Genomic DNA, 14700 nt, shown 5'->3' on the forward strand with positions numbered 1-14700 from the left:
CGATGACTCCGGATGAGTGGCTGGCCGATTTCGAGGCCAAGACCGCGGAACTGCAGCGCAACGCGGTCGCGTTCCGCCGCAACCTGGAGGAGGCGGGGCAGACCGTCACCTCCGAGGACAAGGCGCTGACCGTGACGGTGGCGCCGAACGGTGCCCTGCTCGACCTCAAGATCGCACAGAACCCGGAGCTCGCCGCGAGGCTCATGGTGTTGGTGCGGCAGGCGAGGGAAGGTGCCGCGGCCAACGTGCTCGGCGAGTTCTGGAACGCAGTCGGCGGACAAGCAGGACGGCTCGACACCGATGTGTCGGTACCTGCGTTCGGTACTCCTGAACCGCGGAAGCAGAAGCCGGTCGAGGACGATGACTTCAGTGACAACTCGATCTACCGGCGACCGTAGTGGTTGCGTAGCGGGCGAGTGTCCACGTACTGCCGCGAACCGCACGGCGGTCACCTTCGGAACCGGAGTCGATCAGAGTCACGCTGCGGGGCGCGGGACAGCTCGATCAGAGTCCATCCGTAGGTCCCGCGACCGCGCAAGCCCCGTTACTCGAGGCGACCGGGGTAGACGCCGAACTGTCACGTGAAGTGGGAGGGGAGTGGAGTGAGCGCGGCAAGGCGTGTGGCCGGTGTGGTGGGCGTGGTTGTGCTGCTGGTTGGGCTGCTGTCCGGGTGCAATCTCTTCGTGCAGTACTACGAGGACGTGGACGAGCTCTGCAAGAAGATCGTGGCGGACTGGAAGGCGCAGGCTGAGGTAGTCGACGCGAGTTACGTCTACGTGCATGGCATCGACTCGGGGCAGCAGATCGATCTCGATGTCATTGTCCGCGCGGAGTCCGCCACGGCCGAAGTCTGGGAAAGGCTGGAGGACATCGCGAACCGCGACTACTGGCTGAGCACGGCGTACGACCGGGAGGACCACATGTCGTTTCAGTACGTCGTTTACTCCTCGGACAACCCGCCGGCAAAGGGTGGAATGGGCGCGGCCAAGTCGATCGGTCATGGCGATATTGGCGTGTCGCCGAAGGTCGGGTTGGAGAAGTACGGGCCGAGGCCTACGAGGTGACTGGCGCTGAACCTCGTGGAGTTGCGCGCAACTCAATCCAACCCAATCAAGGGTCGCGGCTGAGGCGAGGAGGGAATTCGGGGCCATGACGAAGGCGTCAGCAGGTAACCGGGCCCCATCTCCAGGCTGCGACGTGCTGCTTGCTGGAGGTAGAGTCTTGCGGACGCCTCGAAGTGGCGCCCTGTACCCAAGCTGGTCCGTACTGGCCTGAACTGCGGCGACTTTCCCGCAAGAGATCCCATCCGGAGAGTTGATGCATCTCGCTGGTGGCCGTACTTCACGTGCAGGGCCGCTCGCGTAGTTGGGCCTACTCATCAGCGCGCAGGCTCACTGCATCCGGTGATCATGTTGCAGTTGTCGGCGTTGCCGCGATGTGCGCAGGTTTGAATCCCCGGCAGGGCACACAGCAGATGGGAACAGACCCTACCAGCGGTTTTCCGAAGGGGCGTCTGGTCGTTGAGTACCGGATCTCACTCGATCGGACTGCGGAGGTCCTTCCAGTTCAACCTGCCGTAGGCGCGGCGCCAACGTCAGGGGATCGCTCGTGATCAGGCGATCCCGATTCCGCCGAGCCACGTCGATGTGGTGCGAGCTCCGCGGTCGTTCTTGCCGTGCGGCCGTCAACATCATCTTTCGCCGTAGCTCACTTTGCATAAGTCGTCGTACTGCCCTTGTAGGCCAGCAGCATCTCGACATCGGCGGTGTTAGGCCGGGACAGAGGGTTGGTGTGATCGGCGGGGGAGAGACGCAGAACCAGGTCGCCTTCGTACGTGCTGCCAGGCGTGGGCTGTTCGTGCACCCAGATCCCTGCGAACAACGCCACCGCACTGTCGGGATCGTCGCCGACGATGTCGACCACGTCACCAGCATCGCCCACACCGCCTGGGCATCGCATGGGCGGTGGAGCGAATGCCGGAATCAAGATCATTGTGTCAGGTGACAATCCCTTCGTCGGCCCGCATCGTTGCCTCGTCGCGAGGCTGCGATGTTCGCTCAGCAGCCCTGCGAAGTGGACCCATGTGGGCGTATTGAGTTCCGGTGCGCGCCGTGTCCACACAAGACAGTTGATCGCTGATGAGTTCCTGGGTTCGTGGAACGAAGGGCGTTCATATCCGTGCGGCGAGCCAACCGACGACGAACACCGCGCGCTCTACGCAAACCTGCAGTACTACTGCGCCACCGTGCTGCTAGCCACCGTGTGCCGCTCGAGAAGTCGAACGCCGGGTCCAGTAGCTGTCTCACCAGTCGCTCGCAGGCAGCGCCTGCTCGTGGTTCTGCGTGTGGCTGTGGGCCTTCCCGTTCGGGGAGGCCCACAGCGTCGTTCTGGATGTGCCTATCCGGTGCAGCTGGGCACGGCGGGGACGCTGCCGAGGCAGTTGTTCGTCAGATTCCCGCTGATCGGTGAGTTGTTGTTGGTCATGGTGCCGCCCTGGCGGTAGACGCCGCCCGCGGTCAGCACGGCGACGTTGGTCGTCACGGCCGTCTGGGTCATGGTGGTCGTGTCCGAGTTGACCGCGGCGATGCCGCCTCCGCGTGATCCGGTGTTGCGGCCGACGAGCATCGGGCCGCCGGTGACACCGGTGGTGGTCAGCGTGCCGCGCAGGCCGTTGTAGATTCCGCCGCCGTCCAGCAGCGCGATGTTGTCGGTCACCGGGCTCCTGGTGAACGTGGCGGCGGGGGCGGTACCGGTGGGGGTGTCGGCGTTGGCCAGGCCACCGCCGTTGAGCGTGGCCAGGTTTCCGCTCAGGCTGCTGTTGGTCAAGGTTGCCGCGCCGTGGTTGAGAATGCCGCCACCGTTACCGACGACGCTGCCGTTGGTGACCGTGACCGCGGTGGTGAGGGTGAGGTTGCCGGTGGGGCTGACCTCGAAGATGCGGAACAGCAGCAGCGACGTGCGGGTGATGGTCGCCGGGCCGATCAGTTCCATCTGCGTGGTGATGACCGGCAGCCCGGTCGTCGGCCCGCCGTGGGCGGTGGTCAGGCCGTAGGTGCAACCGCCCGCCAGGGCGAGGGTGTCGGCGGCAGCGGTGGAGTTGGCGAGGTTCACCGCCGCGACGAGCGCGTTCTCGCTGCACGCCACGGGGATGGTGATGGCCTGCGCTGCGGGGGCGACGACGGCCATGGCGCCTACCACCACGGTGGCACCGAGCATCGCGCGAATGGTCGTGCGGAACTTTTGCATGACGCCTTCTGTCCTGAAACATAATCGTGCACAAAAAGGACCCCGGTTCGCATCTTTCTGCGCTACCGGGGTCCTGGGCAACAACCCGCACCCTACTCCCATGTGGATAGTATGCATACTCGACACCCCAAATGGCCCATTGTCGCGAGGTAGGGCATTCATGTTAGAAGCCCACGTGCACTATTCGATGCCACGTGGGTGGCAACATCAAGGTGACGTGAGGATCTGTCATTCAATCAGGAGTGACGGTCGACGTGGGACGTGTTCGCGATCAAGTCCACCCTCTCTCAACACACCTGCGCTCAACGCGCGCACAGCCGGGGTCCTGGGCTGCTATCGGCTACCGTGACCAGCTAAGATCGCTAGATGATCAGCGCTGCCTGATAGCCGTCTCCGCGTGGACCCGATTTGGTCGAACGGACCTGCCGGGCGTCGCGGAACGCCCGATCGTGGAGGCCGGGCCGAATTTCGCAGACCGTGTTGGTGGCCAGGTCGCGTCGAGATCACCGTGAGCTCATGGTTGATCAACGGCGACCGTCCTCATATTCGCGCCGCAGCGGGTTTAGCCTGTTCAATTTGAATGTTCATGCATTTGGCATGTGAGTGGTCACGTTATAATCGGACGTGACAGGCAGTTACGGCTGGCCCCGTTACTGCTGGCATCGGCGGGAATCTGGTCTCACGTGCGGGTGACCGGCCACGGTTTGCATTGCCAGCCTCGTTGAGGGCGCGAAGGCTTGGCCATGTCGAGGGTGTTGGTTGATCCGGTGCCCTCACGTATGCGGCACCGGGCAGTGACCCCAGACCCCGGTCATCACACCACCTCGCAGGTCCGCGGCAGCAGCCCCGGACCCGTCCCACGGGTGGAAGGTTGATCATGAGATCGACAGCACGCATCAGCACAGCAGGCCGGGCAGGCCGGGCCCTGATCGGCTTGGGCACCGCGGCGGGATTTGTACTCCTGGTTCCAACGCAAGCGTGGGCGCTCCCGCCGGGGTGCACCCAAAGCGGCGCCAACTTCACCTGCACCGCAGGGATCCCCGCCGGTCAAGTGCTGAACGGCACCAGCGGGAACAACATCATCACCATCACCGGCGGTGCAGTGAACGGCACCGTGAACGGCCTCGCCGGTAACGACACGATCAACGTCACCGGCGTCGCCGGTACCGCAGGCACCAACGGCCCCGCTGGAGCCAACGGCACTGCGGGCACCCCTGCGGGCAGTGCCGGTGGCAACGGCGGAGCCGGAAACGTCGGCGGCAACGGCGTCGGGACCACCGGCGTCATCGACGGCGGTGCGGGCACGGACAGCATCACCGTCATCGGTGGCGCCGGAGGTAACGGTGGTAACGGCGGCCAAGGCGGGCTCGGATTCGCCAGCGGTGCCGGTGGTGCCGGTGGTAACGGCGGCGTCGGCGGGATCGGTGGCGTCGGTAACGCCGGGAACATCACCGGTGGCGCCGGCAGCGACACCGTCACCCTCACCGCGGGCCGGGGCGGCAACGGCGGTCTCGGTGGCCTTGGCGGTAACAGCGGCCTCGTCGCCGGCGGTGCGGGTGCTGGAGGCATCGGTGGCGCTGGTGCGGCCGGAGGCGTCGGGAACTCCGGCACCTTCACCGGCGACGTCGGCGATCCCGGGCTCGACAACATCACCGCCAACGGTGGTGCCGGTGGTACCGGTGCGGCTGGAGGCGTCGGTGGCTGCGGTCACGGAGGCGGCGCAGGCGGTGTCGGGGGTGCCGGCGGTGCCGGTGGGATCGGGAACACCGGGACCATCAGCGGCGGTGCCGGCGTCGACACGCTCAAGGCCAACGGCGGGCCCGGCGGTAACGGTGGCGTCGGCGGCAAGGGCGGCAACGGCTCGGCGGCCGTTCAGCCTGGCGGCGCCGGTGGCGTAGGCGGTGCCGGTGGCGCAGGTGGGATCGGAAACTCCGGCACCCTCACCGGCGGTACTGGCATCGACAACATCACCGCTACTGGCGGCAAGGGCGGTAACGGTGCCGGCGGCGGTAACGGTGGCACCGGCTGCAGCGGCCCCGGCGGTCCCGGTGGCATCGGCGGTGCCGCAGGTGCCGGTGGTCTCGGGAACTCAGGAACCATCAACGACGCGGCCGACACCATCGCCACCCCGTCCGGCGCCAGCGGGCTCGCAGGCGGCAACGGCGTCGCCGGAGTCAACAACGGCGGCATCTGCACCTGCTGACCAACAGGAGCATCGGGTATCAACGGGCAGCGGCGCACGTCGGCGACACCGATGATGTGCCGCTGTCCTTAGTGGACACGAGCGCGGCCTGGGCGTCCTGAAGGTCCCGATCCGGTCAAACATCACGGCGCCAGACCCGAGACCGGGGACCCGCACGCCATTTGTCAGTATGGCAAACCACTGCTGTCGATGTGGTCATGGAGTGAGCCCCGGCGCAGGACGGGTGCGGTGGAATTATCGAGCGCGAGCTTGGCGGTTCCATCAGTTCCAGTGCAGGATCATCGCGCTGCGGCACTGCTTCGCCGCTTGTGCATCCGTTGTGGACATCCGCGACGATCTCGCCCAGGCTTCCTCAGCAGGGGTTGTCATGATCTGCCGACGACTCAACAGACACGTCGTCGAGTCAGGGTCTCTTAGTGGATGGCCTTGAGGTGGACGAACCACGTGGTGTGGTAGGTCATGCCCTGGCAGCGGAAGTCGGTGTCGGCCTTGAGTTTCACGGCATCGATCATTTTGTACGGGTGGTTGGTCTCGTGCTTCGCGAGGGTTGGCAGATCGCGGTCCGCGCCGACGGTGGACAGTTCGATCTGGCCGTGGCAGTAGGCCCTGTCGGCAGGGTTGGCGACGGTGTCGATGACGACGTCACCAGCGGAGATGGGCTGTAGTTTGGCTTGCACGTTGGCGTGCGGGTTCGTCAGCGAGAGGGTGATATACGCCGTCTCACCGGGCAGCAGGACGCCGATCTGTGTGCCAGGAACTGTGGCGCGGGTGACCGACTCGGGTGAACCGGCTGCGCTGTTCGCGGTGCTGTGCTGGACGAACGCGGCGATCGCGAAGGCGCTGACGGCCACTGCGGCGCACATGACGGTGTGGACGAGCAGTACGGGTTTGCTGTTCCTGTTGGTGTGCATGGGTTTCTCCCTCCTAGTAGCTAGTTGGGGTGGTGCGACAACCACGAGGCCGGGGGTCTCGTGGTTGTCGTTGGTGACTCCTGCTTCGGACGTCGATCAGCGGGGTTGGTACTAGATCTAGCGGACGGCCTGGAACTGGGCAGTCCAGGTGGTGTGGTAGGTCATGGCCTGGCAGCGGATGTCGGTGTCATCCTTGAGTTTCACGGCGTCGGTGAGCTTGTACGGGAAGTTGGCTTCACTCACGGCCAGTGTCGGCAGGAGGGGGTCCGCGCCGGCGGCAGACAGTTCGATCTGGCCGTGGCAGTAGGCCGTGTCGGCGGGGTTGGTGACGCTGTCGACCACGACCTCGCCTGGGGCCACGCTCATCAGCCTGATCTTCACATTGGCGTTCGGGTTGGACAGGGTGAGCGTGACGTAGGCCTTTTCGCCGGGCAGCAGGGTGCCGGTCTGCGCGCCGGTCACAGTGGCGGGAACCATCGCCTCAGCCGAGCCTGACACGCCGCCAGCAGTGCTCTCCTGGACGAACGCGGCAATGGCCAAGCCGCCGGCGCCCAGGATCGTGGCGATGGAGGCGATGACGAGCACTGACTTGGCTTTCTTGCTGACATGCATGGCGGTTCTCCTCATGTGGGACAGAAACCTGGTGGCCGGAAGGCCGTCGGGTGGCGGAAAGCTGTGCCGGTTGTGAACGCGGGCGGCGCGATGGTGCGCGGACGCCCTCGGCGGTCAGGGAGTCGTGGGTTCCGGCTCGCTGGAACCGGATGGCGCGTCGACGGGCGTGGTACCGGCCGGTGCGGACGGTGTCGTCTCGAGCGTGGACGGCGTGGTGGGGACGATCGACTGGTCTGGGGCCGGATTAGGTGGCGCCGCCGGGGCTTGGGTGGTGGTGTTGGTCGTCGTCGGTGCCGCGGCGCTGGACTGGGCGGGTTCGGCTGCCCAGGTGCCGACGGCGCCCTCGATCGACACCGTCACCGTCGAGGCCAGGCTCAACCCGGCTGACGCCGCCACGCCGATCGCGAATCCCGCGGATCCCAGCTCGACGGCAGCGATCAGCGCGATGATCGCGGCACACCGGACGGTGCGCCGGCGGGCAAAGCCCTTCACGGCCCTGCTTCTGCAGGCTTCGGTCTTCCGGGGAGTGGCTCGCCACTGCGCTGAGCTGATTTACCCTTCATGGTCTACTTTTCCTGTATGCAATTTTCAGGCCGATCATGAATTTTCCTGTCGAAGATCTTAAATCCGAGTCTGCAGGCGATGGGACATCAACCAGGCGTGCGGAGATATCTCGCAGGTTCTCATTCAGTGACGCCGAGGGGGCGACTGCCGCTCGGCGCGCGGTCATATTCAAGCAGGTGACCGTGGGTCTCACTGCCTTGAACGTCGGTCATACACTCCGTCCTGTTACACAATATTGACTCGCGTATTCAACCGTTACAAATGGTCGATGACCAGCGGAGGGTAGGCGTAGACTGTTCCTGGCTTGCCGTGCGGCTCAGTGCAGCCGCCGGAAGTGAACCACAGGGGTGTGGCGAAGAAGTGTCGGCGGAAAGAACCGAAAGAAGCAATCAAGCTCCCGAACCTCGGGAGGAACGCTGGCGCTGCCATCGACGACACCTACTAGCGTGCCATTCCAATCCCTCGGTAAGGACGAATCACCTGCACACAATCCCGCGTTCCCTGCGTCTCGAGCTGTCCGTCGCCAGCGGGCGACGACTTTGCGCCGTGGAAGCGTTGGCGGCAAACGAAGGAGCGGATCTTGGGTAACCGCGAAATGATCGCAAACGCCATTGATTCGCAGTCAAGTGCGCCGAACTGCGTCCAAAAGTGCCTGTTTTTGCAGATCAGCGGCCCGTAAGCCCGATCTGGGGGTCAAGGGGTCGCAGGTTCAAATCCTGTCGTCCCGACGGCCTAGAGGGTCCTCGCAGGTCAGATACTGCGAGGACCCTCTTTTTGTGATCTTGCCGAGTTCTGCCGGGTCGAGCACGCCGCTCATCGACCCCTTTACTCGGAGGGCTTTCACAATGCCTCTTCTTGACCTGAACAAGCTCTCAAACGGTCTCTCCAAGACCTGGACGGGCTATCTGCGTGATTGGGACCGCACCTTGCGATCCGCGAGTCATCCAGAGACCACTCGTTACAACTACCTCCTGGCTGCCGCTCAGCTCGCGCGGTACCTGGCCGAGTACTCGCCCGACCTGGAGGCCGATGACGCCGCCGACGACCCGTGCGAGGTGACTCGTGCGCACATCGAGTTCTTCCAGGCGTGGATGATCGAGACTCGTTCGGGTGCGACGGCGCTGAACAAGCACAAGGGGCTGCAGCAGTTCTTCAAGTGGCTCGAGCTGGATGAGCAGGACATCGACCGATCGCCGATGGAGCGGGTGAAGCAGCCAAAGCCGCAGAAGAAGCTCATCGCCGTCATCCGTGACGACGACATCAAGAAGGTCCTCGGCACCTGCAAGGGCAAGGACTTCGTGCAGCTCCGCGACGAGGCGATCATCCGGCTCTACTACAACACCGGTGCCCGCCTGTCCGAAGTCGGCAACCTCAGCCTTGAGGACCTCAACCAGGACACCGACTCGGTGCACTACCACGGCAAGGGCAATAAGGACCGCCGCGTGCGCTATGGGCCCAAGACCGCGCGAGCGATCAGCCGTTAGCTTCGCGTTCGTGCGAAGCACAAGGGCGCCGAACTACCCGACCTGTGGCTCGCCGACCGCGGCGGCAAGCCGCTGAAGCCCAACGGCATAAAGATCATGATCAAGCGCCGCGGACTCTCCGCAGGACTGACTGGCGTCCATGCGCACCGGTGGCGACACTCAACTTCAGCTCACCGTACCTGGCATCCGACGACGTGATCACGGAATCGGTACCGTGCTCACGTGACTCCGATCTGGGTGACGATGCTCGTGGCCGTATTGAGTGTCTTCGGCGCGCTTGGCGCCCAGTGGCTCAACACGATGCGCGCCTTCCGTCTCGCCGAAATCGAACGACGCGCCAAGCGCGAGGAACGCCACCAGCAGAACCGTGAGGACACCTATGCGAAGTTCCTGGTCGCGGCACGAGCCCTGCGCCCTGCCCTGCGTTCTGCCGCCGGCACCAGCGAAGCGGCATTGGCCGCACTCCGCGACGCTGCCGCGTACATCGAGCTGAACGCACCCGAACTCGCCGACAGGGCGCTCACGGCTGTGCTCGACTCTGGAGAACGGTGGGCTGAGCTTGTGTTGAGCAATCCGGCGACCGCTCCGGTGATCAAAGAGGCAGACGAGGAGTTCCACCACGCTGTCCGCACCATGCGCGACCTCATGCGCAACGACCTCACCAGCGAATGATCACAACGCGTGCCACCGTCGTCACGCGACCGATAGGCTGACTGGATCGATCTTTGCCGGAGCGTGGGAGGCGCGGCATGGCGGGCGAGCCCGACGTGACGAACATGGTGGATGGATCGGCGGGCAACGTCGTTCAGGCCGGCTCTGCCGGTGAGATCCACTTCCACGGTTCGCAGATGCGGTTGCCGCGGCCACGCCAGCTGCCCGGAGCGATCACGAAGCTGGTCAACCAGAAGCGGACACTCCGTGCACTCGACGAGGCATTGGCCGCGGTGAGCACCGAGGGCCCGGTGATCAGAGTGTTGCGAGGCCAGCGCGGTAGTGGGAAGACGACGGTTGCTGTGCATTGGCTGCACGACCGTGCGGATCGTTTCCCCGATGGGCAGCTCTACGCGAACCTTGGTGCGTGGACCGATCAGGTGAGTGCACCGAGCGAGGTGCTGGCCGGGTTCCTGGGCGCGCTCGGGGTCGACCGCGCGCAGATTCCCGCGGATCTTGAGGCACGGGCCAACCTGTTCCGATCATTGACCCACGGCAAATCCTTCCAGGTGATGCTCGACGATGCCGTGACGCCCGCCCAGGTGCGCGCGCTGCTACCGGGCAAGGGCGCCTCGCTGGTCGTCGTCACCGGTCACGGGGCATTCGGCACCCTGCTGCAGCACAACGCTGCTCTCGTGGACGTCGAGCCGCTCGAGGCCGAGATGGCCGTCGAACTGCTGCGCACCTTCGCCGGGAGCCGCGTCGATGGTGAAATCTCCGCTCGTGACGCCTTGATCGCCCTGTGCGCGGGCCTGCCTGCCGCGCTGTGCGTGGTGGGGGTACTACTCGCGGAGTCATCGGACCTGCCGTTGGCGGAACTGCTGGATGAGCTGAAGGATCCGGCGATCGGGATCACGCGGGTGACCGTGGGCGGCGAGCCGTCGCTGGGCACCGTGTTCGACGCCGGATACCGCAGGCTCAGCCGCCTCGGCCAGCGCTGCTACCGGGCAATGGGGCTTCATCCGTACGTCGATGACCTGTCCGTGGCGGTGCTGGCGGCCGCGATGGGGCTCTCTGAGGCGGACTTGCGGCCGGTGATCCGTGAACTTCGGGACACGCGAACGATCGACCAACCTCGCACGGGCAGGCTGACCGTCCACAAGCTGGTGCACGAGCACGCGCGTCTGGTCGCCGACGCCGTCGATGATGCAGCACACCGTCTTGCCGCTGCACGTTCGATGATCGGGTGGTATGTGACAGGAGCGGTCACCGCGGCCACCAAGTTGTTGCCACCACGGTCGTGGCGAGCCGAGTTCCTCCCCGAGTCCGTTGTGGATGGTGCGCATCCTGCTTCGGCCGATCCCGGCGCGTGGCTGCGGGCCGAGCGGGTCAACCTGCGTGCAGCGGTGACTGTCGCGTTCGATCTCGGTGAGCTCGAGTCCGTCCTGCGGTTGTGCGTCTCGCAGTGGTGGTTGTTCCTGACGGAGAAATACGCCGACGATCTGGTGGCCACCCACGCACTCGGCCTTCGCGCCGCGGAGCACCTGCACGACGACCGGATGAAGGCTTTCCTGCTGGTGCAGCAGGGTTTCGCGTATCGGAGTCTCGGTCGGTTCCACGATGCAGTCGACTCGTGCACCGTGGCAATCCGGCTCGCGGAGGCGGTGGGCGGTGTGGAACTGGTTGCCACGGCACTGGAAGGCGCCGGCCTCGCTGCGTTCGACGGCGGTGATCTCACCCAAGCGGCGTCGTGGTTGAGGCGCAACCTGGAGCTGGCGGAGACGACCCGAGACCCGCGTCGTGTTGCCCTGGCGTGCCTGCATGGCGCCAAGCCTGAATCGGCTGAACAGGCGCTGGTGTTGCTGGAGCGAGCCTACGAGGGGTTCCGGTCGCTAACTGTGCCTGAGCCGCAGAACTTGGCGAAAGTGCTGCTGTGGCAAGGACGGAAGCTCGGCGCCGAAGGTGGTCCGCGGCTGCGGGAAGCACTCGCCATGGCGACTGAACACAACCACCAGGCTGATCGGGCGGAGATCGTGGAAGCACTGGCGCAACTCGAGACCGACCTCGACGTGGCCGTCGAGCTGTACCGCGAGGCGTTGACGATCTACGAGGAGCGTGGGCTGATCCACTCCGCGCTGGCGACCCGGCAAAGGCTGGCCGAATTGGTCTGACCTGCTTGCAGGCGAACAAGAGCAGGGAAGTCGGCGATCCGCCGGCCTTCCCGCAACCAGGCCAGCACGACGACCGACCAGACCCTGCCGTCACCGCCCGCCGACGTGAACTCCACGAATCCGGCGTCCCGCGTGCCCACCACCCAGGTGGTCTCGTTGACGGGCATGGTGGCGAGCACGGCACCCGGAAACGCGTCGAGGGTGTCGGCGATCCAGCCGTGCGCGTCGCCGGGTTGGTCGTGCACGACGATGTCGGCCAGCTCCAACTGGGTCGAGCAGGGTTCGTCGGTGCTGACCATCAATCCCGCGCCCGCCGGCAACGGCGCCACGTCCGCGGCATACCGCACCACGGCAACACCCAGCTGATCATCGGAAATCCACAGGTCCGCCCGCACAATCTCGGCGACCGGAGGTCGCAGCGACAGTTCAGGCAGGGGAATGACGCGGGTCAGGGCGGGTGTTTCGGGCTCCGGTAGATCGAGCAGGCGGTAGAACTCCGTGCGAAGCAGCCGTGCCGCCTCACCTGGCACCGACGTCGTGAACCTCGTGATCTCCTCGTGGGTCCGGCCACGCTCGATCGCGGCGCGCACCTGCTCGCCCAACGGCCGACTAGGGTCGAGCCGATCCGCCGCGGCGATGAACATGCCGACCGGGGATGCAGGGTCGACGGCGTCCTCCGGCCATGCGGCCAGCAACGTCGGCTTACCCAACGCGGCGCCGTAGAACGTCACTGAGCCGTGATCGCCGATCACCAGATCGGACGCGATCAATCCGGCGCGCCAGCCCTCCTCCGGAGGAACGAGCACGACCCCACGACGACGGCAGTCGTCGAGCCACATCTCGATCTGCCAGGGGGAGTGGTGCGCCCAGATGTTGGGGTGCAAGGCAACCACGACCGCGAATTCGTCCAGAGGCAGTTCATCGCGCAGATCGCGCACCAACGTCGGCGCAGTGCCGTACAGCGACTCCGGACCCCAACTGGACGAGACGAACACCAGTTGTTGTCCCGGCCGCAGACCGAACGCGTCGCGATACGTGCGGCGCAGCGGCACACTCGCGAGCATCCGGTCGAAACACGGATCACCCGCGACAACGGCCACGTCCAGTGCCGCCGGACAGGAGCGTCTCAGTCGCTCAACCTGCTCATCGTGCGAGAACACCAGCGACGAGGCGATCGGCACGCCCTCTGACAGCAGCCACTCAGGCGCCAGACCGAATACCGGGTTTCCGGGTTTCCGGGTTTCCGGGTTTCCGGGTTTCCGGGTTTCCGGGTTTCCGGGTTTCCGGGTTTCCGGGTTTCCGGGTTTCCGGGTTCAAGTATTTATTGTACCCCATTCCGTGAGGCAAAATGACAATAGGGCTGTCCAGCTCGTGAAGGGGACCGCCGTGACTTGTCGATATCGTGAGATCGATCCGACGCTCCGCGAGCTCCGGCCATCCGACCTGGCGCACTCGATTCCTGTCGAGGTGCGGGTCGACATCCATCGCGAACGGGGACGAGCCCGTGCAAGCGAAGATCACCTCGACACGATGGTCTGTCGCCAGCAAGGGCAGTACGTCGAAGAGCCTGGTCGCGGAGGTGACGTTGTGCACCACACCGAGCACCGTTCGTTCGGGTTGCCGCGTGGTCCACACGGGATCGACGGCGGCATCAGGAACGGCCGTCGGCCGTGCGGTGAACACGATCGACGATCATAACTATCCCTCCCGTGAGTGGGTGACCGATCGGGAGTGCGCGTCGTCACCTGCGGTCGGGAGAAGGGAGGTGCGTTTCGGGTGCAAGAGTGGGCCGATCACCGTCGACGGCGTGGCCGTCCGGCTTTGGTACATCCACACGCTGCAATTGAGCTTTCGCCCAGGACCCAGGCGTCGACCGCCAGTGGTCGGAACCGCCAGGTGCCACGAGGCGTTGATTGGTGACCGTGGAGCGCTTGCGTCTGCGCGGCCCTCATGACGGTCTTTGAATGTCGATTTGCTCGTACCGCCGCCGCTGAGGTCGAAAGCCACTCCGGGTCCTCGGTTGGTGGTGAGCGTTTTCCATCCTGATCTTGCAGGTGGGGCGGGCCCAGGCATGGATGAAGCCCTTGGTAGACAGGTCGTCAACCACGATCAACAAGTCACACCAAGGGCTTCGCATGCTGTTCTATCCATCCGCGATGACGTTGTCCAGTCGCACCCTGGACTACGTCGCACGGCTGATCCGCCGCCACCGCACCAGCATCGGGTCCCGCTGGCGGCGCCTGCCCAGCAACCGCCAAGCCCTGCTCGTACTCGCGCATTTACGCAACGGCGACACCTACCAGCGTCTCGCCACCGGGTTCGGCGTCGGCCTGGCCACCGCCTACCGCTACATCCGCGAGACCACCGACCTGCTCGCCGCACGCGCACCCAGCCTCGCCCAGACCGTCACCCGGCTCGCCGGATCGTTCTCCAACTACGCGCTGCTCGACGGCACCGTCATCCGCATCGACCGCAGCGGTGACCGTGACCGCCTGAAAGCCTGCTACAGCGTCAAAGTCCGCCACCACGGCATCACCCTGCAGGTGCTCACCGATCCCTACGGCCGCCTCGCCTGGATCTCCGACGGACTGCCCGGCTCGGTCTACGACCTCACCGCCGCCCGCACCCACAACATCCTCGACACCTGCCGCCAGGCCGGCCTGCAACTCGTCGCCGACCGCGGCTACATCGGCGCCGGCGCCGGCGCCGGCGTTCCACCTGCCCTACCGCCGCTACAAAAACGAGTTCACCCCAGGCCGACGCACCGCCAACCGCGCCCACTCCGCCATCCGATGCCTCGTCGAACGCGGCATCGCCACCCTCAAAAACTGGCGCGTCCTCACCCGAGTCCGCGGTCG

13 protein-coding genes and 2 pseudogenes are annotated in these 14700 nt (G+C 65.4%); 8 read left to right on the top strand and 7 right to left on the bottom strand.

All coding sequences use genetic code 11. The features are described 5' to 3' along the window. Window positions 1-2: 2 nt before the first annotated feature. Both ACIA8G_RS26860 and ACIA8G_RS26865 read left to right on the top strand, forming a co-directional pair. Window positions 3-398, top strand: a complete 396-nt coding sequence (locus tag ACIA8G_RS26860) for a YbaB/EbfC family nucleoid-associated protein (protein ID WP_396421426.1) — start codon at window positions 3-5, stop codon at window positions 396-398. Window positions 399-638: 240 nt separating this feature from the next. After that, window positions 639-1064 carry a hypothetical protein gene (locus tag ACIA8G_RS26865; RefSeq protein ID WP_396421427.1) on the top strand — a complete coding sequence of 142 codons (426 nt, stop codon included), beginning with the start codon at window positions 639-641 and terminating at the stop codon, window positions 1062-1064. Window positions 1065-1707: 643 nt separating this feature from the next. Here ACIA8G_RS26865 and ACIA8G_RS26870 read toward each other — a convergent pair. Further along, entirely contained in the window at window positions 1708-1923 is a 216-nt protein-coding gene (locus ACIA8G_RS26870; RefSeq protein ID WP_396421428.1) for a hypothetical protein, read from the bottom strand. Between the two features lie 474 nt (window positions 1924-2397). Further along, window positions 2398-3246, bottom strand: coding sequence for a hypothetical protein (locus tag ACIA8G_RS26875; RefSeq protein ID WP_396421429.1), 849 nt, complete (start codon window positions 3244-3246; stop codon window positions 2398-2400). A 1051-nt stretch (window positions 3247-4297) separates the two neighbouring features. Between ACIA8G_RS26875 and ACIA8G_RS26880 the strand changes: the two genes are divergently transcribed. After that, window positions 4298-5449, top strand: coding sequence for a hypothetical protein (locus tag ACIA8G_RS26880; protein WP_396421430.1), 1152 nt, complete (start codon window positions 4298-4300; stop codon window positions 5447-5449). Between the two features lie 413 nt (window positions 5450-5862). Here the strand turns inward: ACIA8G_RS26880 and ACIA8G_RS26885 are convergent, their stop codons facing one another. From ACIA8G_RS26885 to ACIA8G_RS26895, 3 genes are all read right to left on the bottom strand, one after another. After that, a complete protein-coding gene (locus ACIA8G_RS26885) occupies window positions 5863-6360 on the bottom strand; it encodes a hypothetical protein (RefSeq protein WP_396421431.1) in 498 nt (165 codons plus the stop codon). Between the two features lie 117 nt (window positions 6361-6477). Beyond that, the gene (locus tag ACIA8G_RS26890) at window positions 6478-6972 is read right to left on the bottom strand and encodes a hypothetical protein (protein WP_396421432.1); all 495 of its coding nucleotides are present in this window, start codon (window positions 6970-6972) and stop codon (window positions 6478-6480) included. 114 nt (window positions 6973-7086) lie between these two features. After that, window positions 7087-7464 (bottom strand): hypothetical protein, encoded by a 378-nt coding sequence (locus ACIA8G_RS26895; protein WP_396421433.1) that lies wholly within the window; start codon window positions 7462-7464, stop codon window positions 7087-7089. Window positions 7465-8381: 917 nt separating this feature from the next. On the opposite strand from ACIA8G_RS26895, the gene ACIA8G_RS26900 reads away from it, so the two are divergent. The 3 genes from ACIA8G_RS26900 to ACIA8G_RS26910 all read left to right on the top strand — a co-directional run bounded on the left by ACIA8G_RS26900 (window position 8382) and on the right by ACIA8G_RS26910 (window position 11842). Further along, window positions 8382-9020: a tyrosine-type recombinase/integrase gene (locus ACIA8G_RS26900; protein ID WP_396421434.1), complete on the top strand. Its 639-nt coding sequence runs from the start codon at window positions 8382-8384 to the stop codon at window positions 9018-9020. Between the two features lie 237 nt (window positions 9021-9257). After that, window positions 9258-9692, top strand: coding sequence for a hypothetical protein (locus ACIA8G_RS26905; RefSeq protein WP_396421435.1), 435 nt, complete (start codon window positions 9258-9260; stop codon window positions 9690-9692). 77 nt (window positions 9693-9769) lie between these two features. After that, the gene (locus ACIA8G_RS26910) at window positions 9770-11842 is read left to right on the top strand and encodes an NB-ARC domain-containing protein (RefSeq protein ID WP_396421436.1); all 2073 of its coding nucleotides are present in this window, start codon (window positions 9770-9772) and stop codon (window positions 11840-11842) included. On the opposite strand, the gene ACIA8G_RS26915 is transcribed toward ACIA8G_RS26910, so the two are convergent. Continuing rightward, window positions 11776-13023, bottom strand: a complete 1248-nt coding sequence (locus ACIA8G_RS26915) for a hypothetical protein (protein WP_396421437.1) — start codon at window positions 13021-13023, stop codon at window positions 11776-11778. The two genes, ACIA8G_RS26910 and ACIA8G_RS26915, sit on opposite strands and share 67 nt — an antisense overlap. 19 nt (window positions 13024-13042) lie before the next feature. Next, complete coding sequence (locus ACIA8G_RS26920) at window positions 13043-13525, bottom strand: hypothetical protein (RefSeq protein ID WP_396421438.1); 483 nt, start codon at window positions 13523-13525, stop codon at window positions 13043-13045. A gap of 473 nt (window positions 13526-13998) precedes the next feature. Here ACIA8G_RS26920 and ACIA8G_RS26925 point away from each other — a divergent pair. Together ACIA8G_RS26925 and ACIA8G_RS26930 are read left to right on the top strand one after the other, a co-directional pair. Continuing rightward, window positions 13999-14529: pseudogene (locus ACIA8G_RS26925) on the top strand (transposase family protein); the annotation flags it as partial. Between the two features lie 31 nt (window positions 14530-14560). Then, window positions 14561-14632: pseudogene (locus ACIA8G_RS26930) on the top strand (hypothetical protein); the annotation flags it as partial. Window positions 14633-14700: the final 68 nt, after the last annotated feature.

This window comes from Lentzea sp. NPDC051213 (assembly GCF_044455585.1).
GTDB lineage: Bacteria > Actinomycetota > Actinomycetes > Mycobacteriales > Pseudonocardiaceae > Lentzea.